Source organism: Burkholderia sp. MSh2 (genome assembly GCF_000731655.1).
GTDB lineage: Bacteria > Pseudomonadota > Gammaproteobacteria > Burkholderiales > Burkholderiaceae > Burkholderia > Burkholderia paludis.
Map to the genome: position 1 here is coordinate 90111 of NZ_JPGM01000006.1, position 24332 is coordinate 114442.

General features: G+C 66.7%; 26 protein-coding genes and 5 pseudogenes. 11 read left to right on the forward strand and 20 right to left on the reverse strand.

The features are described 5' to 3' along the window. Positions 1-148: 148 nt before the first annotated feature. Complete coding sequence (locus GQ57_RS04980) at positions 149-892, forward strand: methyltransferase domain-containing protein (protein ID WP_152603195.1); 744 nt, start codon at positions 149-151, stop codon at positions 890-892. Between the two features lie 81 nt (positions 893-973). Here GQ57_RS04980 and GQ57_RS04985 read toward each other — a convergent pair whose 3' ends face one another. Beyond that, entirely contained in the window at positions 974-1609 is a 636-nt protein-coding gene (locus GQ57_RS04985; RefSeq protein WP_034197272.1) for a LysE family translocator, read from the reverse strand. A 114-nt stretch (positions 1610-1723) separates the two neighbouring features. On the opposite strand from GQ57_RS04985, the gene GQ57_RS04990 reads away from it, so the two are divergent. Then, positions 1724-2185 carry an Lrp/AsnC family transcriptional regulator gene (locus tag GQ57_RS04990; protein WP_031397553.1) on the forward strand — a complete coding sequence of 154 codons (462 nt, stop codon included), beginning with the start codon at positions 1724-1726 and terminating at the stop codon, positions 2183-2185. Positions 2186-2305: 120 nt separating this feature from the next. Here GQ57_RS04990 and GQ57_RS38470 read toward each other — a convergent pair whose 3' ends face one another. The 5 genes and pseudogenes from GQ57_RS38470 to GQ57_RS05020 form a co-directional block, all read right to left on the reverse strand. Continuing rightward, entirely contained in the window at positions 2306-3709 is a 1404-nt protein-coding gene (locus tag GQ57_RS38470; protein ID WP_063934556.1) for a collagen-like triple helix repeat-containing protein, read from the reverse strand. A gap of 279 nt (positions 3710-3988) precedes the next feature. Then, the gene (locus GQ57_RS05005; RefSeq protein WP_034197274.1) at positions 3989-4345 is read right to left on the reverse strand and encodes a copper-binding protein; all 357 of its coding nucleotides are present in this window, start codon (positions 4343-4345) and stop codon (positions 3989-3991) included. Between the two features lie 92 nt (positions 4346-4437). Further along, positions 4438-4737: a hypothetical protein gene (locus tag GQ57_RS05010; RefSeq protein ID WP_034197275.1), complete on the reverse strand. Its 300-nt coding sequence runs from the start codon at positions 4735-4737 to the stop codon at positions 4438-4440. A 248-nt stretch (positions 4738-4985) separates the two neighbouring features. Then, positions 4986-5234 (reverse strand): hypothetical protein, encoded by a 249-nt coding sequence (locus GQ57_RS05015; RefSeq protein WP_031397557.1) that lies wholly within the window; start codon positions 5232-5234, stop codon positions 4986-4988. A 170-nt stretch (positions 5235-5404) separates the two neighbouring features. Then, positions 5405-5992 (reverse strand): annotated as a pseudogene (locus tag GQ57_RS05020) (SDR family NAD(P)-dependent oxidoreductase); the annotation flags it as partial. Positions 5993-6293: 301 nt separating this feature from the next. Between GQ57_RS05020 and GQ57_RS05025 the strand changes: the two are divergent. Next, positions 6294-6635: pseudogene (locus GQ57_RS05025) on the forward strand (4-hydroxy-2-oxovalerate aldolase); the annotation flags it as partial. A gap of 139 nt (positions 6636-6774) precedes the next feature. Then, the gene (locus GQ57_RS05030) at positions 6775-7581 is read left to right on the forward strand and encodes an alpha/beta fold hydrolase (RefSeq protein WP_052001085.1); all 807 of its coding nucleotides are present in this window, start codon (positions 6775-6777) and stop codon (positions 7579-7581) included. A gap of 154 nt (positions 7582-7735) precedes the next feature. On the opposite strand, the gene infA is transcribed toward GQ57_RS05030, so the two are convergent. The 4 genes and pseudogenes from infA to GQ57_RS05045 all read right to left on the reverse strand — a co-directional run bounded on the left by infA (position 7736) and on the right by GQ57_RS05045 (position 10041). After that, the gene (gene infA, locus GQ57_RS05035) at positions 7736-7999 is read right to left on the reverse strand and encodes a translation initiation factor IF-1 (RefSeq protein ID WP_011355053.1); all 264 of its coding nucleotides are present in this window, start codon (positions 7997-7999) and stop codon (positions 7736-7738) included. 465 nt (positions 8000-8464) lie between these two features. Beyond that, a complete protein-coding gene (locus GQ57_RS05040; RefSeq protein ID WP_006483056.1) occupies positions 8465-8668 on the reverse strand; it encodes a cold-shock protein in 204 nt (67 codons plus the stop codon). Between the two features lie 298 nt (positions 8669-8966). Next, positions 8967-9116: pseudogene (locus tag GQ57_RS41355) on the reverse strand (acetyl-CoA C-acetyltransferase); the annotation flags it as partial. 604 nt (positions 9117-9720) lie between these two features. Beyond that, positions 9721-10041 (reverse strand): hypothetical protein, encoded by a 321-nt coding sequence (locus GQ57_RS05045; protein WP_152603196.1) that lies wholly within the window; start codon positions 10039-10041, stop codon positions 9721-9723. Between the two features lie 489 nt (positions 10042-10530). Between GQ57_RS05045 and GQ57_RS05050 the strand changes: the two genes are divergently transcribed. Beyond that, positions 10531-11232 carry a hypothetical protein gene (locus GQ57_RS05050; protein WP_031397563.1) on the forward strand — a complete coding sequence of 234 codons (702 nt, stop codon included), beginning with the start codon at positions 10531-10533 and terminating at the stop codon, positions 11230-11232. Positions 11233-12459: 1227 nt separating this feature from the next. On the opposite strand, the pseudogene GQ57_RS44235 reads toward GQ57_RS05050, so the two are convergent. The 4 genes and pseudogenes from GQ57_RS44235 to GQ57_RS05070 all read right to left on the reverse strand — a co-directional run. Continuing rightward, positions 12460-12870: pseudogene (locus GQ57_RS44235) on the reverse strand (VOC family protein); the annotation flags it as partial. A 168-nt stretch (positions 12871-13038) separates the two neighbouring features. Further along, the gene (locus GQ57_RS05060) at positions 13039-13455 is read right to left on the reverse strand and encodes a type II toxin-antitoxin system VapC family toxin (protein WP_235215025.1); all 417 of its coding nucleotides are present in this window, start codon (positions 13453-13455) and stop codon (positions 13039-13041) included. Continuing rightward, positions 13442-13678, reverse strand: a complete 237-nt coding sequence (locus tag GQ57_RS05065; protein ID WP_031397566.1) for a FitA-like ribbon-helix-helix domain-containing protein — start codon at positions 13676-13678, stop codon at positions 13442-13444. The genes GQ57_RS05060 and GQ57_RS05065 overlap by 14 nt, the downstream gene beginning before the upstream one ends. Before the next feature lie 261 nt (positions 13679-13939). Next, complete coding sequence (locus GQ57_RS05070) at positions 13940-14659, reverse strand: hypothetical protein (RefSeq protein WP_081894815.1); 720 nt, start codon at positions 14657-14659, stop codon at positions 13940-13942. 544 nt (positions 14660-15203) lie between these two features. Here GQ57_RS05070 and GQ57_RS43270 point away from each other — a divergent pair. After that, positions 15204-15473, forward strand: coding sequence for a hypothetical protein (locus GQ57_RS43270; RefSeq protein WP_162531553.1), 270 nt, complete (start codon positions 15204-15206; stop codon positions 15471-15473). A gap of 115 nt (positions 15474-15588) precedes the next feature. Next, complete coding sequence (locus tag GQ57_RS38915; RefSeq protein WP_174923141.1) at positions 15589-16314, forward strand: lysozyme inhibitor LprI family protein; 726 nt, start codon at positions 15589-15591, stop codon at positions 16312-16314. Between the two features lie 180 nt (positions 16315-16494). On the opposite strand, the pseudogene GQ57_RS05075 reads toward GQ57_RS38915, so the two are convergent. Continuing rightward, positions 16495-17228: pseudogene (locus tag GQ57_RS05075) on the reverse strand (LLM class flavin-dependent oxidoreductase); the annotation flags it as partial. Between the two features lie 260 nt (positions 17229-17488). On the opposite strand from GQ57_RS05075, the gene GQ57_RS05080 reads away from it, so the two are divergent. Both GQ57_RS05080 and GQ57_RS44125 read left to right on the forward strand, forming a co-directional pair. Continuing rightward, a complete protein-coding gene (locus GQ57_RS05080; protein WP_235215022.1) occupies positions 17489-17728 on the forward strand; it encodes a hypothetical protein in 240 nt (79 codons plus the stop codon). Continuing rightward, the gene (locus GQ57_RS44125) at positions 17713-17841 is read left to right on the forward strand and encodes a hypothetical protein (RefSeq protein ID WP_268810866.1); all 129 of its coding nucleotides are present in this window, start codon (positions 17713-17715) and stop codon (positions 17839-17841) included. The genes GQ57_RS05080 and GQ57_RS44125 overlap by 16 nt, the downstream gene beginning before the upstream one ends. An 83-nt stretch (positions 17842-17924) precedes the next feature. Here the strand turns inward: GQ57_RS44125 and GQ57_RS05085 are convergent, their stop codons facing one another. Next, positions 17925-18785, reverse strand: a complete 861-nt coding sequence (locus GQ57_RS05085) for a LysR family transcriptional regulator (protein ID WP_031397569.1) — start codon at positions 18783-18785, stop codon at positions 17925-17927. A gap of 161 nt (positions 18786-18946) precedes the next feature. Between GQ57_RS05085 and GQ57_RS05090 the strand changes: the two genes are divergently transcribed. Further along, positions 18947-20335 carry a DHA2 family efflux MFS transporter permease subunit gene (locus tag GQ57_RS05090; protein ID WP_031397570.1) on the forward strand — a complete coding sequence of 463 codons (1389 nt, stop codon included), beginning with the start codon at positions 18947-18949 and terminating at the stop codon, positions 20333-20335. A gap of 9 nt (positions 20336-20344) precedes the next feature. On the opposite strand, the gene GQ57_RS05095 is transcribed toward GQ57_RS05090, so the two are convergent. Next, positions 20345-20725, reverse strand: a complete 381-nt coding sequence (locus GQ57_RS05095) for a DUF4377 domain-containing protein (RefSeq protein ID WP_031397571.1) — start codon at positions 20723-20725, stop codon at positions 20345-20347. 379 nt (positions 20726-21104) lie between these two features. On the opposite strand from GQ57_RS05095, the gene GQ57_RS05100 reads away from it, so the two are divergent. Then, on the forward strand, positions 21105-22298 hold the full coding sequence (locus GQ57_RS05100; protein WP_034197278.1) for a tyrosine-type recombinase/integrase: 1194 nt from the start codon (positions 21105-21107) through the stop codon (positions 22296-22298). Positions 22299-22345: 47 nt separating this feature from the next. On the opposite strand, the gene GQ57_RS05105 is transcribed toward GQ57_RS05100, so the two are convergent. The 3 genes from GQ57_RS05105 to GQ57_RS05115 all read right to left on the reverse strand — a co-directional run bounded on the left by GQ57_RS05105 (position 22346) and on the right by GQ57_RS05115 (position 24331). Beyond that, complete coding sequence (locus GQ57_RS05105; protein WP_034197279.1) at positions 22346-22744, reverse strand: lysozyme inhibitor LprI family protein; 399 nt, start codon at positions 22742-22744, stop codon at positions 22346-22348. Positions 22745-22889: 145 nt separating this feature from the next. Next, entirely contained in the window at positions 22890-23111 is a 222-nt protein-coding gene (locus tag GQ57_RS05110; RefSeq protein ID WP_034197280.1) for a YXWGXW repeat-containing protein, read from the reverse strand. A 62-nt stretch (positions 23112-23173) separates the two neighbouring features. Further along, on the reverse strand, positions 23174-24331 hold the full coding sequence (locus GQ57_RS05115) for a DUF1501 domain-containing protein (RefSeq protein WP_034197281.1): 1158 nt from the start codon (positions 24329-24331) through the stop codon (positions 23174-23176). Position 24332: the final 1 nt, after the last annotated feature.

The window sequence follows — 24332 nt, forward strand, 5'->3', positions numbered from 1 at the left end:
GCGGCACGCGCCGAAAATAAGCGCCCGACGCGCGGTGATCGGCCCTCGAGCCGTCGATCGCGAATTTCACGCCGCCGTCTTGCGATGGATGGCGCCGCACGCCCGACGACCCGGTTCGCCGCCCGCGCCTGCCGGCACGAACCGTGACGTGACGACGATCGATTGTTCAAGCCAATCCCGCCTGGAGATTCAATTGGAGCAGATCGGATATTCGTGGCCCACCTTCGATCAACTGACACGCTACCTGATCAGGCTGATCGATCCGGGAAAAATACTGGACATCGGCGCCGGCGGCGGGAAATACGGACGCATGCTCCGGGATGTCGTGCCGGATTGCCGCTTCACCGCACTGGAATGCGACGAGGCAACCCATCCGCTGCTGATCGACAACGGCTACGACGACATCATCGCCGGCCTCAGCGACACGCTCTACGATCGCCCCGGCGACGCGTACGACACGATCATCCTGGGCGATGTCATTGAACACATGCGCCACTCTCATGGCCGCGATCTCCTGGAATTCCTGAACTACCGGGCGCGCTACATCATCATCTCGACGCCCGAATGCATGCCGATGAGCGGGACCTCCTATTTCGAGAGCCACAATTCCGTGTGGCGGCCCGATTCCTTCATGTGGCATGACTTCTGGGCGCATCAGCAATGCGGCATCATGCATTTCTATCTGCTCCGGGGGCATCTCGACTGGAATGCGAAGGGCCTGGATTTCCTCGTGAACTCGGCGAACGCCTCGCATCTGTTCAATGCGCGCGCCAGCAGCGAGACGGAGGCCGCCGACGAGAAATCGCTCCAGCCCGTCAGCCTGACGCTCCACGACTACCGGTACATGGAAAAGCTCGACGGCGACCAGTACGCCGTCTTTCGCCCCATCTGATCGCATCCGGAATCGATACCCGCGGAGGGTTTTGCGCCCCGGAAAGGTCAACGCGGCGGCCTCCCGGAAGGCAACACCCCGCTAGACGAAGCCCTTCACGCCCGCGACCACCTGAACCGCGCCGAACACCGCGATCACGGCGGCCGATACACGCGACAACGCGTGCACGAATGCGAACGACATCTTCGTGCGCAGCGCGGCGGTCGCGCTGCTCAGGCACAGCCACCAGGCCGCGGACCCGGCGAACACGCCGCCGACCATCAGCGCGACGGCCGGCCACGCCGCCGCATCCCTCGCCCCCGACAGCGGCCCCAGCGCCGCGAAAATCCCGACGAACGACAGGATCGTCATCGGGTTCGACAGCGTCAGGCCGAACGTCGTCAGGAAATCGCGCACGACGGTCGTGCGGCGCGACACGTCGCGCTGCGGCGTCGATGCGGCCGGCGCCTGTCGCGCGACGGTCCACGCCAGCCACACGAGGAACGCGCCGCCGCCGATCTTCAGGCCGACGGCAAGCATCGGAAATGCGGTGACGACACCCGCGACACCGAGCGCGCCGAGCAGGCCGTAGATCGCGTCGGCGCACGCGGCGCCGACGCCTGTCGCGAACCCCGCGTGAAAGCCGCGGCTCAGGCTGCGCTGTATGCACAGCATGCCGATCGGGCCGACCGGCACCGCGATCGACAGCCCGATCACGACGGATTGGATGAACAACATTGCCTGCTCCTTGCGACATGCAACGGGACGAACAGGCATCGTAGGGAAAGTCCCGTCATCGCTGAATGCGGTTTTTAAGGAAAAATAGCCGCTCCACCTTAAAAAAAAGCCGCAATGGACGATCTGGACTGGAAGGTACTGACGCTGTTGCAGGCCAACGGCCGCATCAGCTATACGGAGCTGGCGCGCCAGGTGCACCTGTCGGTGCCGGCGGTGACGGAGCGCGTGAAGCGCCTCGAGGCGGCCGGCGTCGTCGCGGGCTACACGGCCCGGATCAATCCTGCCGCGGCCGGCTATCCGGTCAGCGCGCTGATCGGCATCACGGTGCCGCAGCCGGCCAAGGCGAAATTCCTCAAGCTGCTGGAGACGATCCCCGAAGTCGTCGAATGCCATCACGTGACGGGGGCCGACTCGTACGTCATGCGCTTCGTCGCGACCAGCATGGCCCATCTCGAACAACTGATCGAACGCATCAACCTGTACGGCGAAACACGCACGTCGATCGTGATGTCGACGCCGCTGCCGGCGCGCGGGATGGCGCGACCGCCGTCGCCGCGCGACGTCGTCCGCGAATGACGCATCGCGCGACCGGGCCCCGACGCCGGCACGCGGCCGCGCGTCGAGCGCTCGCGGTCGGCGGCAACCTGCCGCCGACATCCGCCGGGCCGGTTGCCGCCGGACGAGGCGACCGCGCGACTACTTGCCCGTCACGCCGCCGAGCAGGCCGCCCAGCAGCCCCGTAACGGGTGCGAGCGGATTGGCGAGACCGCCCAGCGGCGAACCGCCGTTTCCGCCCGTGCCGGTTGCGGAACCGCCGTGCACGGTCGCCGGGATGCCGCCGACCACGCTCGTCACCAGGCCCGCGACGGGCACCGCGCCGTTCGCGCCGCTTGCGTTCACGAGACCGCCCACATTGGTCACCGTGTTGCCGACCGCGCGGACGAGTTCGCCGACGCCGCCGACCAGCGGCTGCGGCGACGTGGACGTCACCTTCCACCCCGCCGACGTAATCGCACCGCCGACCTGCCCGAGCAGGCCCGCGACCGGCTGCCCGAGGCCGGTTGCCGCGCCGACCTGCTGCGTGACCTGGCCGACCGTCGTCACGAGCGGCGTAATCGCCGTGCTGATCGCTTGCGTGGTCTGCTGGACCGGGCCCGACGACAGCGCCGAGCCGAGCATGGTGCCGCCCGTCTTCAGGCCGCCGGCCACCGTATCGAGCAGGCCGCCGACGGGTGTCGTGAGGGGCGCCAGCGGCGACAGCGGGCCGGTGCCGAGCGCCTTCACCGTTTCGCCGAGGCCGGCGACCGGATTGCCGGTCGAGCCGACGATGGTGCCGAGGCCGGCCACTGTCGTCCCGACGGGATTCGCCGTGAAGCCGATCTGGCCGATGCCGTTGCTGATGGCGTTGGTCGTATCGCGGACGATCGTGCCCGCGCCCGTGACCATGTTGCCGAGGCCGGTCGTCACGCCCTTGGTCGCCCCGGGCGGGCTGACGCCGGAAATCGTGGCGCCGGCGTCCATGACGACCGCGCCGACGGAGCTGATGATGCCGTTCGTGCCGGGGGTACCGCTCGTGCCGCTTGTGCCGCTTGTGCCGCTTGTGCCGCTTGTGCCGCTTGTGCCGCTTGTGCCGCTTGTGCCGCTTGTGCCGCTCGTGCCGCTTGTGCCGCTCGTGCCGCTTGTGCCGCTCGTGCCGCTCGTGCCGCTTGTGCCGCTCGTGCCGCTCGTGCCGCTCGTGCCGCTGGTTCCGCTGGTTCCGCTTGTGCCACTGGTTCCGCTCGTGCCGCTGGTTCCGCTCGTGCCACTGGTTCCGCTTGTGCCACTGGTTCCGCTCGTGCCACTGGTTCCGCTCGTGCCGCTGGTTCCGCTTGTGCCACTGGTTCCGCTCGTGCCACTGGTTCCGCTCGTGCCACTGGTTCCGCTCGTGCCACTGCTCCCGCTCGTGCCACTGCTCCCGCTCGTCCCGCTCGTACTCGTCGTTCCGATGGTGCCACCGCCCGGCGTCGGTGCCGTAACGTCGCTGCCGCCACAGGCAGCCAGTGCGCACGCAGCGGCAATGGCGGCGAGCGCCACGTTCGTCCTGACGAAATGAATTTGCATGAAAGCCCCCTTCGCTTTTCAGCTCGACCATCCCGACAAGCATCGATCGTGCCATCCCGATCGACGCCCACGACGGATCGGCACGCATGCCTGCGCGCGCATTGCCGGTGGCCGTCCGCGGCTATCGCACCCGGCATCCGTCGCCGATCGCCCCGGTGCGATCAGGCCTTGCCGTCACCGGTAACACGCGCGTAACGCGGGCTCCGCGTTACGTAGCATCAAACGACGAAGGGGCGGGTCCCGCCCCGTATTGCCGTCACGCCCGCGCCGGCTCGTCCGTCATGGCCGCTTCACGAGCCTCACGATCGTGAGCGTGCCGTTGACGCTCTCGACGCGCACCCTGACCTTGTCGCCCACGTGCAGCGACCGGATCATTGCCGCGTCCGCCACGTTGAACGCCATCGTCATCGCCGGCATCCCGATGTTGTCGAGCGCGCCGTGCTCCAGCGTCACCAGCCCGCGCCCGGCATCGATCTCCTTGACCTCGGCATCCGTCAGCGCCGCATCCGGCGAGGACATCGTCGTGTCCGCCCCGTTCATGTCGGGCATCTCGCTGCCCGCGAACGCCGGCGTCGCCACGACCACCATCGCGCACCATACGGCGGCTGCCTGAACGCAGGGAAAGCAGATCTTCATCGCAACGCTCCTGTCGAACCGCACCCGTTCGTTCGGGTCGTGCGCCGCGCGCCGCGCACGACCGCGTCCGCCACCGCCGGCGGCCCCGGCTCTCACACGAACAGCGACGCGACGATCGCGCACCACACCGCACTCGCGCCGCACAGAAACACGCGCCGCGCGACCAGCATCCGCGACTCGTCGCCGGGGGTCTTCATCGGCGACGTCGCCAGAAACGGCACGCTGGCGAGGCACGCGAAGCCCGCCAGCCCGGGCACGATCACGACATAGTCGCCGAACCGCCACGGCAGCGGCTCGTGGAACCCCCAGTAGCCGAGAAACAGCATGCCCATCGAAAACATCGTCGCGGCGGCCGAGCTGAGCGCGACCACCGACCCCGTGGGAAATTGCATGGGAGCCTCCCTTCGCGCAGCATGCGCGACGCCGGATCATTATCCCGGCGCGGAAGGCAAAAGCACAACGACCGGCGGCCTTGGCCGGCGTTTCCGGCAACCGGCGTAGCGAGATGCAAAGAGGGGCCAAGCCCGTCGGCCCGTTGTCCCTTCGGCGCGCGAGCGCTGCGGCGCGGCGTGCCCCGTCGTCGCCCCGCCAATCGCCGTCACGCATCGACAGCGACCGGGTTCGCGGCGCACACCGATCGTCAGCCCGGCTTCTTCGCGGCCTGCGCGACGGCAATCCACCCCACCACCGCCGCGGCGACCCAGCAACAGGTAATCATCAGGTCGAGATCCATCCACCCTTCGAAATTCGCACTGTTCTCGAAACTGCAGCGCTGATGGCCCCTGACCCACACGCAACCGCTGACGAGCTGCTGGATGTGCATGTAAACGCTGTAGACGGCAAAAGCCGACGCAATGACGGTGAACCGCAAACGTATGCTTTTTTTCATGTGACGCGGATGCCGATGGGAGAGTCCTGTGCCGATCTTACGGCAACGGCAACCTGCCCGGCAATCCGGCGCATCCTGGCCGGCCCGGACGCGCGTTCACCCGTCGAGCCGCCGGATCGTCAGCAGGCAATCCGCCGCCAGTCGCTGATAAATCCGCGTGCCCTTCGCCTTCGCGTCGAACCGGGGTGCACCGAATTCGCGCGGATGTTCTTCGCCGCATACAGCATCGCGTCGACCTTCGCCATCATCCGCACCGCGGCTTTCGACGCGTGATAGGCCGGCACGTCGGCCCCGCCGACGATCCCGTACATCGACGACAGGTTCACGATCGAACCGCCACCGGCCGCTTCGAGCAGCGGGATAGCCGCACGCGTGCACAGGAACACGCCGTTGACGTTCACGTCCTGCACACGCTGCCACTGCGCGAGCGTGAGTTCGTGCGTCGGTACGTTGTGGCCTTCGATGCCCGCGTTGTTCACGAGTACGTCGAGAAGCCCGAAGCGCGCGACTATCTCTCCGAACACGCGCGCCACGTCGGCCTCGTGCGTCACGTCGAGCAGCCATAACGCAGCCTGGCCGCCCTACGCGCGGATCTCGTCGACCAGCGCTTCGGCCGGTTGCGACAGCACGTCGAGAATCGCGACGCGCGCGCCGGCGGCGGCCAGCGTGCGCGCCGTCTCCGCGCCGATGCCGCGCGCGCCGCCGGTGATCGCGGCCACCTTGCCGTGCAGGTCGAACAGGTCTTCGGTGCGTTTCATCATGTCTCCGTGGTAACCGCGCGCTGAACCGCGCCGGGCGGGCGTTGCGAAATCGATTGGTTGGCTGTCCTATGGAAGTCATCTAGTTCATTTCGACGATTCCCTGCTACCGCGATCTCCCTACCCTGCCTCTCACGACAACACACGGTCGATCGCCGTCGATCCCCCAAGAGGAGACACCATGCATCAACGGATTTCGCGCCGTACCGACAGGCGGGCGACCGCCACGCTGTCGACGCTGGCCGCCGCGCTGCTGACGTGCACCGCCGTTTCCGACGCACACGCGGGCAGCACGATCGCGCTCGGCGCCGGCGCGGGCAACATGCCGATGGAAGTGTTCGTCGCGGTGTGCGACCGGATGGGGATCGACACGGGCGTCGACGTGTTCGCGATCTCGGACGTCGCCGAGGATTTCGTGGCGCCGATCCTGGACGCCCCGATCCGCCTCGACCGCGACGCGCTGACGCTCGGCTATGCGGGCGTCTATTCGTCGTTCCTGCTGTTCGCGAAGCGCGCGGAAGCGAAGTACGGGATACCGGCGCGCGACATCCTCGTCGAACTGGGCCGGCAGCGGCTCGTCGGCGGGCAGGAGGACATGATCGAGGACGCGGCGCTGACGATGGCTCGGGCGGTCGCGGCGTAACCGGTTGGCCCTCGCCCGCGCCCCGGCCGTTGACTTTCGCCGGACGGCCCGATACGATCGATGCACTTTCAAGACGCCCTCCCGGTCCGCCGGGAGGGCGTTTCGTTTTGGTTCTCCCAACCAGAAGGAAACCCTTGAAATGAATCGTATCGACACCCTCGCCTCCCGCCCGGCAAACGGCCACGACGGCCTCGGCTACCTGCAGTACGGCACGGGCCCCGCCTGCGTGATGGTCCTGCACGACTGGCTCGGCGACCGGACGAACTACGCGGCGCTGCTGCCGTATCTCGACGACGCGGCGTTTACCTATGTCTTCGTCGATCTGCGCGGTTACGGCGAATCCGCCCACCTGACCGGTGCGTATACCGTCGCCGAAATCTCGGCCGACTGCCTGGCGCTCGCGAACCGGCTCGGCTGGCAGCGCTTTCACGTGATCGGCCATTCGATGACCGGCATGGCGACGCAGCGACTCGCCGCCGACGCGCCCGAGCGCATCCTGAGCGCGATCGCCGTATGCCCGATGTCGGCGGCCGGCAATCGCCTGAACGACGACGCGCGCGCATTCTTCGCGAGCACGACCGTCGACGACGATGCATTGCGACGGCTCGCGCGCTACGTGACGGGGGGATTGTCGGCGCGCTGGGCCGACGTGAAGCTGCGGCAGAACCGCGAGCGCACGGCGCCGGGCTGCCGGCTCGCGTATCTCGACATGCTGACGGGAACGGATTTCGTCGACGACGTGCGCGGGCTCGACACGCGCTTCCTGGTGATCGTCGGCGACAAGGACCCGGGGCTCGACGCCGCGGCGATGCAGGCGACGTTCCTCGCGTGGCATCCGCATGCGCGGCTCGCGACGATCCCGAATTGCGGGCATTACCCGATGCAGGAATGTCCGCCGTATTTCGCGACGATCGTCGAGGATTTCCTGCGGGACGCGGCGGCCTGAGCGTAGTGCACGCACGGCGGCCGGTGAAGGCGATGCGGCCGCCGCGGCGCGATGCCGCCGGCAAACGGCGCGAACCGCGCCGCCCGTCGGGGTTGCCCGGCTCATGGCCGGACAGATTGCGATCGGGGCGCGTCGCGCGCCCGATCCCGGCCGCTTAGCGGCGCGGCTGCCCGGTTCGCGGCGGACGCGGCGAATTCGCGTCCTTGTGCCGGAAGTTGATGCGGCCCTTGGTGAGGTCGTACACCGACAGTTCCAGTGTCACGCGGTCGCCCGCGAGAATGCGGATGTGGTTCTTGCGCATGCGGCCCGACGCGTAGGCGCCCACCACGACGCCGTTTTCCAGCGTGACACGGTATTTGCTGTCCGGCAGCACTTCGTCGACGATTCCGTCCAGTTCCAGCAGTTCTTCTTTTGCCAAACCAATTCCTCCAGACAAGGTGATTGACCGCGGCCGCGGCGATCTGCCCGGTGCGCTGTCCCGCAACGGGACAGCGGCCGGCAGGCTGCCGGGGATCGGTTCGTTCAGACGGGCCAAGGGCCTGTCTTGCGATCGGAGCCCGGCGCGTTGCGGCGTTCGGGCGGTCGGTGGCGGCGGCGCGATGAGCGCCGCGCAGGTCGGGACCGCGCCGGCCAAGGCATGGCGGCGGTCTGCTCGGGTTGATGCGTTGAAGCGGTGATGCGCTGGCGAAGCGACGGGCGCTTCGCGAGGGCGTTGCGTCGCACGCCGTTCGGGCATGCGATGAGGGAGGCGTCACGACCGATGCATCGCGAATGCCGCGATGCATCGGTCGTGCGCATCGGATCGCGCGGACTGCCGGTCAAACGGCGTCCCGCGCGAGAATCCGGCCGGCGACGGCCGCGTGGCGGCCGCTGCCGATGCGGCTTACTGCGGCGTGATGTTCGACGCTTGCAGACCCTTCGGGCCGCGCTTCACTTCGAAGCTGACCTTCTGGCCTTCGGCCAGGGTCTTGAAGCCCGTGCCGCGAATTTCCGAGAAATGGGCGAACAGATCGTCGCCGCCGTTGTCCGGGGAAATGAAACCAAAGCCCTTGGTTTCGTTGAACCACTTGACGGTACCGGTATCCACAAATACTTCCTTAATGCAATTTACAAAAGATTGAACATGCGCCCGTGACGGGCACAGAAAGATCAAAAGAGGGAGAGACCAACGACTGCCGCATGGTATGCGGCGAATGATGAGCAATCGAACTTCTTGACGACTTCGGTCTCGGACACTACGCCGAAATCGCCACCTCGTCAAGCCCTTTCGGTGCAGTGCATCCGCGCGGCTGCCGTGCGCGCCTTGTGCGACGGGCGTTGCCGGCCGACAGCGCCCGTTTCGATGCGCCCCGGATTTTTGGCCGGCACACCCGCCCTCAGCGCGGCTCGAACACGTGATGCAGCGCGGCGGCCGCATCGCCGGTCTGGCTCGCGACGGCGGCCGTCAGCGAGCCGCCCCGCATCAGCGGTTCGAGCTTCGCCATCTTTGCCAGCGACGTGTCGGGGCGCGGCGTCTCGTCGTGCAGCACGCCTTCGAACTTGCGCCGGACGCGCTCGATTACGTCACGAACGGCCGGCACGAAGACCTCGATTCCGGGCAAATTTCCGATATCGCGAGGCTGAAGGCGTTCGTCAGGCAACACGGCAAGGACCATATCTGGGAATTCTCGACGTTCTAGACCTGGCCACGGAAGCAGTCGCGACAACGTGCATTGGCGGGCGGCGAGCGCACCGTCGGGAAACCGCTCCCGTGATTGCGGACGTTCGGACGGCATGAAGTCTCCTTGGCCGTCAGTTCATGTCTCACACACAAAGATTCGGGTAGGCTCGGCTTGCGTCCGCCGCGGCCTGCCTGAACGAAGAAGGCCCGCACACCGCAATGGGTTCGCGAGCCTTTCCTGATTTCGTTGATGACGTTCGTGTTAGCAAACAGGCATGGCGATCCGACGTATTTCTTTCCATTTCAATTAGCCCGGTGCGTATTTTGGCAAAAAAACGCTTGCCGGAGCGTGCATCTTGCCGCCATAAAAACCAGGCACTTGCCTGTGCGCCATGAACAGTCTCTTGCCGAAGCCTGTCTTTTCCAATCGAGGCCAAAGAAAGGCAGCCAAGTACATGGCACCGACGGTACTTCCCGCTCTATTGCTCGACGATTACCAGCACAAAGTCAGTTGTACTTGTCGTACTGACGACCTTGTAACCGGCGTTAAAAGCATCAGGCAACGACTGCTGAGGGACGCTAACCGGGCTCATCTGCCAGCTTTGAACCTGTCCATCCACTTGCTTCGCTACAACGTACGCGACTTGCGCCATCATTTTCTCCCGACTGAAGAAGTGAAGCTTCGGAACTTCGCTGCGACCATACAACAAAGCCACTTTGCTGCCCATACGCCCAATCCCTGCCGCGAAGCGGCAAGCACACTCGAACCCCACCTTCATTCCACCATATGCAAAGCTCATTTTGGCGCAATGCTGTGTCACCCGCTTCGGCACATCAGCATCTCGCGCTTCCTGGACTTTCGACGTCGCTTGCCAGCCGTCAGCCGGGTTTGAAGGCCGATGCCACTGTACGCCAGATCAGTTGACCGACAGACAACCCGCAAAGCGATGTGGACTTGGTCGTTCGTCAATGCTGTCCGCCCTGACGACTTGCGAATCCATAACCGGCGCCATTTCCTTGATGAACCGTGCATGTCCGCGGAAACGCGGGATCGCAAACAGCGGCCTTCCACACTGAAGCACTGTGCTCAGAGCAATCACATGCCGCCCGGGTCATTCACGGACAGTCGGGCAGCGCCCTTCCGTCACGGTTGGCAGCGGCCAAGCCTGATCCGTCGTGCTTGTCTCCCGACGACGGCCGCTCCACGCGCCGACCTCTCTGCGTTACCCTTGCCGGCCGGCATTTACGCTTGACGCCATTCACACAATCTGAACAAAACGGTAATCGACATGAACGGCAACGGAATTCACAAGTGCGTGCTGCTTGTACTTGCACTGACGATCGGGCGCGCGGATGCAGCACCTGATGCGGAGGCGAACATTCAAGGCGAGGAGATCCACAACCCCTTCCCCGAATCCACGCCAATCCATGCGAGCTACGCGAAATACGTCATGCGAGTGACCTCCGATCCGGACTTTCAGGCATTCGCAGCCCGGACGACGCGCGAGAATGCAACAAGCCGCGGCACCCGCCTGGCATTGAATGGCATGACGCGGCTCGACGATGCAACGCTCGAGACCAGGATGCGAATCGTGTCCAGGATATTCGACGAGGCGAGCGAATCCGAGTGCGTGGCGCTCCTGCAGGGCCCCTCGTCAACGCCTGGGCCGAGCGCAATGGACCAAGCCCTAGTCAAGCTGAACGAGGCCGACGCCGATTTCTGGTTTTCATCCGGGGCCGACGCCGTACTGGCCGCATTGCGACAGGATCCTATTCCGACACTCAAGCAGGAGGATGTCAACGAAGCCATGTCCAGAATAAAAGCCACACTCTCTCCGCAGGAAGCGCAGAAATTCATTTCGGTGCTGCAAAACCCGGGAACGGTCTCTCCCCACGACGCATGCTGGGCGACCAGGATTCTCTATCGAGAAGGAGCCGCGTTAGCCGAGCCTTACCGCGCGGCGATTGCCAGGGCAACCGTCTCGCAATGAAGTCCGCTTGGCGTTTCCATCGGCCGGAGGGCAGGAATTTCCGGGCATGACATTGGCAATCCCGGTGAAACTGATGACGTCACGTCGCGGTCGGTAGAGGTGGACTCGTATCTAGGGGCTGCCGTCCCGGATTGCGAACGTCCCTTGAGGTTCTGCAAGCAACATCCCTGGAAATCCACGAAGAATCATGTCTATGCCGGAATCGATGCATGGCTGCACGTGCTTGCTCGCGCCGACTGGCCCAGCGATCGACCTGTCCGGATCAGCCCTTTCCCGGCCCCCCTTTCTCCACGGCAGGCAAAGAAACCGGGCTCGATGACGGGCGACATCTGTGGCCCGTGTGGTACTGGATCATCAGCGAGTGCCGCCCTCGAGCAGGCGCAAGCAGTGCTTCCGTTCCTTGCATCGACCGGGTACACGCCGACACGGAAGCGCTGGACAACGTCTTCAGGTATGTCGCGTTCCTGTCTGCAAAGGGCGGCGCGACGCACATAATCGAACGTGAAAGAAACACTGGAATCGAGGTAGCAGTTCTGGCGTACCTGGTCAGGCTGTCACGAATCCGCTGACGGCCACCCGGCCGGTGAATATCCGTACCGGGAAATCCTGCGGGAAGCACCGAGCCCAGCGGGATTGGCGCGATAATTCTCGAGCAAAAATTGCGCATCCCGATCGCACTACGGCAGCACATTGGCAATCAACACCTGCACGCGCCAGGACCGAAAAGACTCGCTCGACGCCGACACGATGGACGCATCACGAAGGCAAGTCTTCACGGCGCCGCCCGGATGCATTCGATCGGCGACTCCTTCACCGTGTGGGTGGCTTCTCCCCAAGCCATACCGGGCGTCTTTATCGGGGGGGCGCGAAAGACACTAGACTTCGACACACCGGCTGAGCGATTTCATCAATTCGTTGCATCGACGGGTTGAATCCGCAGCCCATTTCGGACATAGCTCGTACTCGGCATGACGACGGAAAAAACACGCCTCTTGCCTGTATCCGTGGTCACGCCCGTATCCGCGATACCGACGATTCCCCGGCACGCGCTCTTCCACCCCGACCGCTCAGAACCGGTACGAAACCCCGATCTGCAACACCGGGTACCACCGATAGCGCGACATCACCTGCCGCAGCGCATCCAGCCCGCTCTCGGCCAGGATCTGGCTCTTCGCCGGCCCCGCCGCGGCCGCCAGTGCCGGCGAGAGCGTGTACGTGCATTCCGGTAAAATGCGCGACGCCCTGCGGCGACACGAAGCGGCGGAAGTCGCAGCGCGCGCCCCAGTACAGCTCGTGGCGGTTGCCGGACGGGTCGGTGCACCACGCCATCGCCTGCACGCGGCGCAGCGCGGCTTCGCCGGGCGTCGCGCGGACCGGCTCGATACCCGCACGTTGCAGCACCGCCAGCGCGGCGTCGAACGCGGCGCCGTCGGGCAGCTCCCAGCCCGACGCGGCATAACGGTCGGCCGCGCCGGGGACGATCACGTAGCGGAAGTCGCGCTCATCCATCTTCAGGTACAGCGCGCCTCCGGGCGCGTCGAGCGCCTGCATGCCCAGCACGTCTTCCGCGTAGCGGCGCCACGCATCGACGCGCGTCGCCTCGACGACGACGTAGCCCAGCGCACGGACATCGATCATGTCGGCCTCCTCCTGGTTCAGAATCCGTTGCCGGTCGGGGGTGGCGTTACATCGTCTGTTGGGACGAGAAGCGGCGGGGAACGGGAGCGTTCGGACGCCCGGCGCAACGGGTCAGACGCGCGGGGAAGGCGGCGAACCCGCGCCGGCTGCCGCGTCAGGCAACCCGGCTCAGTCGAACGGGTTCAGCAACCGCACGCCGGTGCGGGAGAAATCCGCGACGTTGCGCGTGACCACGGTGAGATCGTTGATCAGCGCAGTGGCTGCGATGAGCTTGTCGAGTGCGTGCGCCGGGTCGGGCGCGCGCAAATGCCCCCACATCTGGCTGACCTCGATGTCCACCGGCAGGATGTTCGGCGCATAGCCGGACAGGATCGTCGCGAGCCACGCCTCCAGCGCCGACGCCTGGCTGTGATCGCCGCGATGACGGATCAGATCGACGCCGCGTCGAAGTTCAGCAACCGTCACAACGGAAAGGTACAGCGGGCTCGCGTCCGCCTCGGCCTGCCTGAAGAAGGCCCGCACGCCGCGGTTGGTTCGCTTGCCCTTCCTGATTTCGCTGATGACGTTCGTATCAATCAAAAACACGCCTGACCTCGCCGGAATCCTGAACACGTTGAAAATCCGCGTCTTCGCCAACATCGGGCATGCTTGTCAGCACTTCCGCAAATGTCCTTCGCTTGGGCCGACCGAGTGCATCGGCCAGAATGGCCCGATGTTCGGCCTCGGCACTCCTGCCGTTTGCCGCAGCCTGCTCACGCAGGCTCTGAACGATCCTGTCATCCACGTTGCGCACCAGAAGATTTGCCATGGTTCCCTCCATCCAGATATCGCTATCAATGATAGCGCGACGATCCTGGATTGCAATCATTGCTATCATCCAGAACCACTGAAGGAGGACGGTGGTTGGCGTCAGCGAACGGCGAACCGGCCGCATGAATCCGGCCAACTCGCGCAGTTCGCTCGACACGTCGAACTGCGTGCAAGGTAAGCCGGATCAGCGCGACGGAAAAGACGGCCGATCGGCCATGCCCCTCTGTACGACCGGCGCGCGCTCTCCCACCCCGACCGCTCAGAACCGGTACGAAACCCCGATCTGCAACACCGGGTACCACCGATAGCGCGACATCACCTGCCGCAGCGCATCGAGCCCGCTCTCCGCCAGGATCTGGCTCTTCGCCGGCCCCGCCGCGGCCGCCAGTGCCGGCGAGAGCGTGTACGTGCATTCCGGTATCCCGTACGCAACTCCGAGGTCGGCGACGAATCCCAGCCCTTTCGACGCGGGCCGGTGCCCGTAGCCGATCCCGGCATACGGCATCACGGTCGGATAACGCGCTTGCGCGACCGCATACATCCCCGGCAACGCCGGATAGCGCTTGCCGCCGAACACGTAGGCCCCGTCGGTCGGCGCCGATACGCCGCGCAGCTCATCGTCGTTGAAGCGCATCCCGAGCGTCGCCCGGAAGCCGCTGCCTCGCCATGGAAAGATATCCGCGTACAGGCCGCCCTGGCGCAGCTTCAGGTCGTCCTGGTAGCGATTGCCGGCGACCGAGAAATCATGCGAAAGATCGATCGCGTTGAAATCCGCATGCGCGCCCAGCATCGAATTGAAGCTCACGGCCGCACCGATGCCCGCGCCCTGCGTACCGCCCTGCAGGTAGATCTCCTGCGCGTGCGCGCTTGCGGCGCACATCGCCGCGACCGCAACCCATTGGTTCATTGTCGTTTTCACGGGCGCCTCCCCGACATGTGCCGGGCGAGCCGCGCCGGCGCATGCGGCCTGCGTCGCCATGCGCGATGCGAACCCCGGCACGACACCTTGCAAGCACGCTTGCTGTTCCACGGATCGGGAGCGCATCGCGCCCTGCGCATGACCGATACGACATGCGCGGCGCCCGCTCCCGATCCGATTCCCCGTTTGGTTCGATGTCGTTGCATGCCGCCGATGCGATCGTCGCTCTGGCCGGTTTCGTCCGCACCCGCGGCATCGGGGCAACCGCAAGGCGCGTGCCATGACGCGCAAACCTGCGCGGGACAAGCATCACCGTCGAACTCGAACGGTCACGCGAGAGGTAATCGGAAGAAATGTTTCAGAAACGCATCCCGTTCCGGCATGCGAGGCCGGCACGCGCGACGGGCCGGATCGCGCGTGGATGCCGCCGGGCAGGCGGGACAAGGCCGGGCGGCCTTCGGTGCGGACGTGAGTTCGTCGCCGTCAAGCGCGATTGACGCAACGCTTCCCGAAAGTGTTGCAAAGGTGTGACCTCGTGGCGGTCGCGACTGCGGCGGATGCGGAATCTTGCGCGACGACTCAGGGGGAATACCGATACCGGCACATGCTTATCATTCGATATGCAACCACGATGTATCAATTTATTGACTTTCCAGGTCCCCATCCAGACGAAGCACCTTGGTACAATCCACCGACCGAGACCAAGCCGACCTATCAAACCAATTCGGCTGCCGGACTATTAAAGGCGAGGCATCTCACCTTGAATATCCGCGCCAGCCATCGGCAATCCAAAAGGCCAATCGACCAGCGGGGAAACTGTGAAACGTATCGCACTTCTTCTTTTGTTGGCTTCAACCATCGTAGCGGGTTGTAATTCGAAGCAATCGGACAACAGCGCTCAGTCGTCAGCAACGAACCCCGGCTCCGCGCCACTGCCATCGCCTCCTGCGGTAGCCTCTGCGCCGCCTCCCCCGTCGCACAACTACGCAATGAGCCAGGATGGCACATATGGTTACGAGCCTGCATTGAGTGAAGATGACGTGAGAGCAGGAAAAGCCACGAAGGCACTCGTAATGATGCGTTTCGTCGGCCTCAGGGACGGCAACTACATTCTGCTCCTGGTCGATGAAGACAATCCGAATGTTTCCAATCGCATTACTTGTTCGGCGCCATGTGATTTTGCCAAATCTCAAACAATGGCCGGCGACATGATTCTAAAAACAGAAACTCTCCGCGTTGTACCCAATTCCCTGATCGGCGAGATGATTGAAGACGCGATGTCAGGGCAGCTGGTCCCCTATGGTCAGCACACGGAAACACTCAATCAACCTCAACAATCACAGAACAAGGCAGTTTCGACACCATCGAACATGCCTGCGGATCAGCCGGTGGCAAACCAACCGGCCAGTGACGCAACGAACGCGCCACTGCAACAAACAAGCTTCGATTGCACTAAGGCAAAGTCGATTCCGGAGTTCCTGATCTGCCACGATCCGGATCTTGCAGCGTCCGACCGGGATCTTGCCGCGACCTATCAGCAAGCAAAAGACGCCGTCATCGACAAAACGGCGTTTGCCGAACGAACCCGCAAGCAGTGGAACTTTCGAGAGAAAAATTGTCGAGATAAGGAATGCCTGACATCGTGGTACGCATACCAGAAGCGCGTACTGGCGAAGATTGCACAAACCGGCGATGTCAATGTTCAAGACAACTGACCCTCGCAATCGTCTCCGGCGGGCGGCGAAGGCAGTGGCGGCGCGGCAAACCCACGGTCGGCCGCACCGCCCGGCGCCAGCAAGGCAGCGCTGCCGTCGACATGCGCGCGATCAGTTTCATTCAGGCCTCCCTGTGCAAGAGTCGACACGCAACTGAAACATTGCCCGAACGGCGGCCGCCGGGCACAGCGCCGCGAGATGCCGGGTCGGGCGGAAGCCGACCTGGTCTTCCGGCTTGCGGTTTGCCCACGCTTCGCGGTACACCGCGCTCTTCTTCGCCACTTCGTCGGGGCCGCCGAAGCCGAGCACGAGCGCGCCCATCCCGCGCTGGCCGGCGCGCAGCAGCGCGTCGGTGTTGGTGCACGCGAGGTACATCGGCGGATGCGGATCCTGGAACGGCTTCGGGTGGATCGGTCGCTTCGGAATCCTGATGTAAGTGCCGTCGTGCTCGATCTCGTCCTGCACGAACATCTTCGGCACGAGGTACATCGACTCGTCGATCATCGGCTGCAGTTCGTTCAGGTCGTAGCCGAACGCGCCGGCCTCCTGCTGGCTGCCGCCCTTGCCGACGCCGAAGTGCACGCGGCCGCCCGACAGGATGTCGAGCAGCGCGACGCGCTCGGCGACCTTGATCGGATGGTTCATCGCCGGCGGCAGGCACACGACGCCGTGGCCGTGGCCGTGGCCGTGGCCGAGGCCGATGCGCGTCGTGCGTCCGGCCAGATACGCCAGGAAGGTTTCCGGCGCGCTCATGTGCGCGTAGTGGGTCAGCGATGTGGCTCCACGCACCAGATCGTGTCGAAGCCCACCTGCTCGGCGAGCAGCGCCTGCTCCACCGTCTCCCTGAATACCCGGCGGTCGCCCTCGCGCGATGCGTCGGTGGTCTGGGCTTCGTAGATGAGGGAAAACTTCATTGCATGCGTCTCCATGAATGTTGGACGAGTCGGAGTCGTGCAGGCCGCCCGCACGATACGGACGAAGCGCGACGGTCCACGAACGGGAGTGTCGGCGCACGCACGGGCGCGGGCATCGTCTGTTTGGAGTAACGGCATGCACGCGGCGACAGAGGGGTTTCACGGTCATCCGATCGGACTGCGTGACGGCGGGAACGGCGCGCTAGCATCGAACGACGGCGCATTGCACGCCGCCCGAATCACGACATCGGAGAACCGGGATGAAGATATCGATGCTGCTGTATCCCGTCGACGACATCAACACGGCGCTGCCGCTGTTCGTCGACGGACTGGGCATGAACGTGAAGTTCCGCGACGGCGAGCGCTACCGCGCGCTCGACGGCGGCCCGCTGACGATCGCGCTGGTGGCCGGCGACGAGCGGATCGTCGAGCGCGTGGCGCTCACGCTGCGCGTCGACGGGAATGATGACCTCTACGCGCGGCGATGGCGCGCGTCGTGAAGGCCTGCGCAGCGGTGCGCGTGCCGGTGCAGGCCGGGCCGCACGAATACCGCGCGGTGCTGGAGGACCGGAACGGCGCGCTGCTCGTGATTTCGCAGAAACGGGCGGCGTGACGGCGTGACGGCGCGCGAAGCCGGTGTCGGTGTCGGTGTCGGTGCCAGTGCCGGTTACAGGAGCGTCACCCGTCGCAGTGACGTCACACCTCCGCGCCCGGTGCGCGCAGGTCGCTCGCTTCCAGCAATTCGAGCAACGTGCGGGCCGGCGGGCTGAGCCGCTTCGCGGCCAGCGCGATGAATTCGATCTCCGGCAGCACGGGCAGCGCATCGCCGTTGCCCAGCGGCGCGAGCCCACCCGTCGACAGGTAATGCGACGTCGCGGTCAGCCCGAGCCCCGCGCGCGCGGCCGCGATGCAACCCGGCTGGCTGCTGCTCGAACAGACGACTTCCCAGCCGATGCCCTTTTCCGCGAGCGCATTCAGCACGATCGCGCGCGTCACGCTCGGCTCCGCGACCAGCACGAGCGGCAGCGGCCGCTCCGGATCCACGACGGTGCCCGGCCGCGCGACCCATTCGAGCCGCGCGCGCAGCAACGGCGTGCCGCGCCGCTCGCCGAGCCGCCGCTTGCCGATCATCAGGTCGAGCGCGCCCGCGTCCAGCGCTTCGCAGAGCCGGCTCGTCATGCCGGTGGTGATTTCCAGCGCGACGTCGGGATGCGCGGCGCGAAACCCGGCCAGCACGTCCGGCAACGCGACGAGCGCGAGATCGTCGGGCGCGCCGAGCCGTACGCGCCCCTGCAGCCGCGGCTTGCGGAACTGCGATTCCGCGCGGTTCAGCGCCTGCAGGATCACGTTCGCATGCACGAGCAGCGCCTCGCCGTCGGCCGTCATCGCGATCGAATGCGTGTCGCGCACGAACAGCCGCCGGCCGACGCTCTCCTCGAGGCGACGGACGTGTTCGCTGACGCTCGACTGGTTGAGCCCGAGCTGCCGCCCCGCTTCGGTGAAGCTGCGGCAGTTCGTGACGGTCGCGAACGTCTTGAGCCAGACAGGATTGAGCATGCCGGCATTGTCATCGGCATTGCCGATGACAGTCAACGTCTTCAGGCGACTTCCCGATGGCCGACGGAATCGGTACCATCGAACGCTTGAAGACCGGCCGGCGCCGCGCGGCCACGCGGCGGCGCAACCCGCGCCGGGCCTGTTGCACCACCGATTTCGTCATGTCCCGGGAATCCCCACACTCCGCCCTGCTCTGGATCGTCGCCGCTGCATTCTTCATGCAGTCGCTCGACACGACGATCGTCAACACCGCGCTCCCGTCGATCGCCCAAAGCCTGCACGCGTCGCCGCTCGCGATGCAGCCCGTCGTGGTCGCCTACACGCTGATGATGGCGATGCTCACGCCGGCGTCCGGCTGGCTCGCCGACCGGTTCGGCACGCGCCGCGTGTTCTCGGTCGCGATTCTCGTCTTCGTGCTCGCGTCGATCGGCTGCGCGGCATCGCATACGCTCGGCCAGCTCGTCGTCGCGCGCGCCGTGCAGGGCATCGGCGGCTCGATGCTGCTGCCGATCGGGCGGCTCGCGGTGCTGCGGCGCGTGCCGGGCGAACACTACGTCGCGGCGATCGCGTTCGTGTCGATCGCCGGCCAGCTCGGGCCGATCGTCGGGCCGACGCTCGGCGGCTGGCTCACGCAGGCGATTTCCTGGCACTGGGTGTTCATCGTCAACGTGCCGGTCGGGGCGGTCGGCTTCGTCGCCGTGCAGCGCTACCTGCCGCACGACCAGGCGCAGCAGCCGGCACCGTTCGACTTCGTCGGCTGTGCGCTGCTGTCGGCCGCGATGATCGCGCTGTCGCTCGCGATCGATCCGCCGATGCCCGCGCACCGCGCCGCGTGGGCCGCCGGGCTCGCCGTGCTCGGGCTGGCGAGCGCGCTTGCGTACCTGCCGCACGCACGGCGGCGCGCGCAGCCGCTGTTCCGGCTCGGGCTGTTCCGCGAGCCGAACTTCGGGTCGGGGCTGCTCGGCAACCTGCTGTGCCGGATCGGCACCAGCGCGGTGCCGTTCATGCTGCCGCTGCTGATGCAGGTGCAGCTCGGCTATACGCCGCTGCAATCGGGGCTGATGATGCTGCCCGCCGCGATCGCGGGCGTCATCGCGAAACGCTGGATCGCGCCGCTCGTGAAGCGCTTCGGCTACGCGGCATTTCTCGTCGTGAATACGGGGATCGTCGGTTGCGCGATCGCCGGCTTCGCGCTGGTGTCGGCGCGGCCGGCGCCGCTGCTGGAAGGCCTGCTGCTGATCGTGTTCGGCGCCGCGAATTCGATGCAGTTCGCGGCCATGAACGGCGTGACGCTCAAGGGGCTGTCGCACGCCGACGCCGGCAGCGGCAACAGCCTGTTCACGATGATGCAGATGCTGGCGATGGGGCTCGGCGTGTCGATCGGCGGCGGGCTGGTCAACCTGTTCGCCGCCCGCTGGGGCTCGATGGCGCACGGGTTCATGCTGGCGTTCGCGTGCATGGGCGCGGTCACGCTGCTGTCGTCCGTCGTGTTCCGGCGCATCGATACGGCCGCGCCGCCGGCCGGCGCGGCGGCGCGCTCGTCGGCATGAGTGCAGCCGTCAGTTCGCCGGGCGGCGCTCGACGACGCGCTTGAGCACCCAGCGGATCGACGAGCCGTCGGCCGGCGGCTGCGCGACGCGGTATTCGTCGATCTCGAGCGTGTACAGGTAGCCGGGCTGGTACGCGAAGCCTTCGATGCCGGCATACCACAGGCTCCACGCGTCGCCCGGGCTGCTGCGCACCTGCAGGCATTCCATCGGCGCGACGCCCGTGCAGCGCGCGGATTGCGGCGCGACGTAGACGGTCCGGGTCACCGGCTTGCCGTCGGCCGGGCGCGCCGCGTTCGGCGCCGTGGCGACCGCATCGGTCTGGCATCCGGCGAGGAGCGTGCTGCCGGCAATGACGGCCGCGCCGAGCAGCGTTCTGGATTGGCGAATCATCTGATGTTCCTCTGAAAGCATTGGAGGGCCGATTAGAGAGATAGCGTGGCGGGAAAGTTCACAAATACCTTACAAAAAAAATCCCTCTCATTCACGGAATCTCGCGCACGACGCGCCGAGTTACCGGGTTCCCGATCCGTCACGCATATCGCCACCGGCGAATCGCACGTGTCGCTGCGCCCCGGATCGTCGGCATCGCGCGGCAGGCGCCGCTCGCGGGGACACGGCCGGACAACGCGCCGTCTCGCGGCGGCGTGCTCGATGCCGCCGTCGCGACGGCGGGTTCGCCGCGCGATGATCGTGTACCATCGGCGCTTCCCGATCCGCTTCGTCGCGCTGCGTTGATCCGCGCGGCCACGCACCGTCCTTCTCCCTTCGCATGACCTCACCCGTTCCGTCCGACGCCGCGCTCCGCCCGTTGCCGATCGACGTGCTGACCGTGCCGGCCGCGCTCGACGGACGCGCGGGGGCCAACCGCGCGAACGGCGCGCATCCGCAGATCGCCGCGACCAACGACCTCGACGCGGTGCGCGCCTGGCTCGCGCGCTTCGTCGATACGTCCACCACCTTCCAGAACTACCGCAAGGAAGCCGAACGATTGCTGCTGTGGGCCGTGATCGCGTGCGGCAAGCCGCTGTCGTCGCTCACGCACGAGGATCTCGTCGTCTACCGGCAGTTCCTGCTCGCACCGGCGCCCGCCGAGCTGTGGTGCGCGAACGGCGGCCGCAAGCATCCGCGCGACGATCCGCGCTGGCGGCCGTTCTACGGGCCGCTGTCGGCGGCCAGCCAGCGGCAGGCGCTGGTGATCCTGAACGTGATGTTCTCGTGGCTCGTGCAGGCCGGCTACCTGGCCGGCAATCCGCTCGCGTTGTCGCGCCAGCGCCAGCGCCGGCCCGCGCCGCGCGTCACGCGCCATCTCGGGCAGCCGCTGTGGCAGTCGGTCAAGGACGCGATCGCCGCGATGCCGCGCGACGACGCACGCGCGTGTTTCCACGCGGATCGCGCACGCTGGCTGTTCACGCTGCTGTACCTCGGCGGGCTGCGCATCACCGAAGCGGCCGACACGACGATGGGCCGGTTCTTCTGCCGGCGCGACGCGGACGGGCTGGAGCGCTGGTGGCTCGACGTGACGGGCAAAGGCGGCCGGCAACGGCTCGTGCCGGCCACCGACGAGATGATGGCCGAGCTGTCGCGCTACCGGCGCGCGCACGGGCTGCCTGCGCTACCCGCCGACGGCGAGCCGACTCCGCTCGTGCTGCCGGTCGGCCGGGCGCGCAAGCCGCTGACGCGCGCGGCGCTGCACCGGATCGTGAAGCAGGTGTTCGGGCACGCGGCCGACCGGCTGCGCGCGAACGGCGAAGCCGGCGCGCAGCAGGCGCGCGTGCTCGAACAGGCGTCCGCGCACTGGCTGCGCCACAGCGCGGGCTCGCACATGGCCGACGGCCAGGTCGACCTGCGGCTCGTGCGCGACAACCTCGGCCATGTATCGCTCACGACGACCAGCCAGTACCTGCACGCGGACGACGACTGGCGGCATCGCGAGACGCAGGAGAAACACCGGATCGGGTGGTAGGCGCGCGGCGGCGGATGGCGATCCCCGCCCGCGCGTCGCGGCCAGGCTCAGCGAGCCAGGCGGAGCCCGCCCAGGCCGCCGTTGCCGCGGCATGTCGCGCGGTCGCTTTCCGCCGGCACGTCGATCTGGCCGCACAGCACGTCGATGCGCTTGCGGTAGCTGTCGAACAGGCACTGCGTCGTGGTGCAGCGATTACGCGCCTTCAGCCATGCCTTCTGCGTGGCGATGAACTGGTGATACTCGGGTGGATCCTCGACCGGGTAGTTGCCGAAATCGTCCACGACGTGCCGGTAATCCGCGTCGAGCGCATCGTCGAGACGCGACAGCGCCGGATTGCCGCAGATTTCGCGTTCCACGAACGTGGACGCCTTCGCGCAGTTGAACGACGCGGCGTGCGCGCCGGTCATGCCGGCGGCGACGGCCAGCGCAACGAGCCATGCTTTCATGTAGGTGCCATCGGGAAGAAAACGGCGGCCGCGGATCGGCCCGCCGTGACGGCGAACGGGCATGCCCGCCGCCGGAAGCCCGAAGCTTAGGGCAACGCGCATCGCGGTTCAAGACGCCGCGCCGCGCGCGGCACGTGCTGCCCGATCAGTACACGCCTACCCAGTGCCCAGGCACCCAAGCCCAGTGATTGCCGGCCCACCGGTAATGGCCCTTCTCCCAGCGATAGCCCGGCGCAGGCATCGGCGGCGGCACCTCGACGACGGGCGCCGGCTGCGGCGGCCGCACGGGTTCGACCACGCAGGCGGACATCAGCGCCGCACTGGCCGTCACCAGCACGGCGAGCGAAACGGATCGGATCTTCGTCATCTTGCATTCTCCCTGTTGTGTCATGGATGGATTGATCGGCGCCGCTGCGGCAGCGCCGTGCGTCACGCGGTTCCGCGCAACAGTCCGCTCATCGGCCGCATCGCACCGCTTTCCGCGAACAGCGCGGACGCGGTGCGGCGCGGATCGAGCCGCAGGCTTTCGGCGGCGGCGCCCGCGATCAGCGCGTCGAGCGACGCCGTCGGTTTCAGGTCGCGCCCTTCGTACAGGTCCCCCGACCGCAAGCCCGGCCAGTCGGCGATCACGCGGCCGCCCGCGACGGCGCCGCCCGCGAGCATCGCGACCGACGCCTGCCCGTGATCGGTGCCGCCCGTGCCGTTCGCGGCGGCCGTGCGGCCGAACTCGGTCGCGACCAGCACCGTGGTCTGCTGCCACGCGGGCCCGAGGCCGTCGCGCAATGCGGCGAGCATCGTGTCGAGCGCCTTCAGCTGATTCGCGAGCCGCGCGTTCTGCGCACTGTGCGTGTCCCAGCCGCCGGTTTCGATCATCGCGATGCGCGGGCCGTCGTCGCGCGCCAGGAACGTCGCGGCGAGCTTGCCGACGCCCGCCGGGTCCTGCCGCGCATGCGCGTCGCCGGCGAGGCCGCGCGCGTCCATCGCCGACTGCCACAGCGGGCCGAGCTGCGCGTCGGCCTCGTAGAGCGCCGACACCCGCGCAAGCAGGTCGTCGGGCGCGGCCGGCAAACCGGATGCCGCGTACGACGCGGCCTGCACGCTGCCGCGCAGCGCGAGCGGCACGGTCGGGGCGAACGCGATCGCGCTTTCGCGCGTCGCGGGCAGCAGCGCGGCGAGCCGGTTCAGCCAGCCGTCCTTCACCTGGTACGGCGCGCGGCCGCCCGTCTCGAGCACGTTCTGACCGTCGAAATGCGAGCGGTCGCGATACGGCGACGCGATCGCGTGGATGAACAGCGCCTGCCCGTCGCGGTACAGTTGCGCGGTCCGCACGAGCGACGGATGCAGCGCGAACGTGCCGTCGAGCCGCGTCGCGGCGGCCGTGTCGATCGCGAGCGGGCCGCGCAGCGACGCATACGCGGGCTCGGCATACGGCACGACGGTGTTCAGGCCGTCGGCCGCGCCGCGCTGGATCACAAACACGAAGCGCCGGTCGGTCTCGACGTTCGCGAACACGATCCGCGGCGCGACGAGGATCGCGCCCGCACCGGCGGCGGCAACGCTCAGGAATTGGCGGCGGGACAGTGCCATG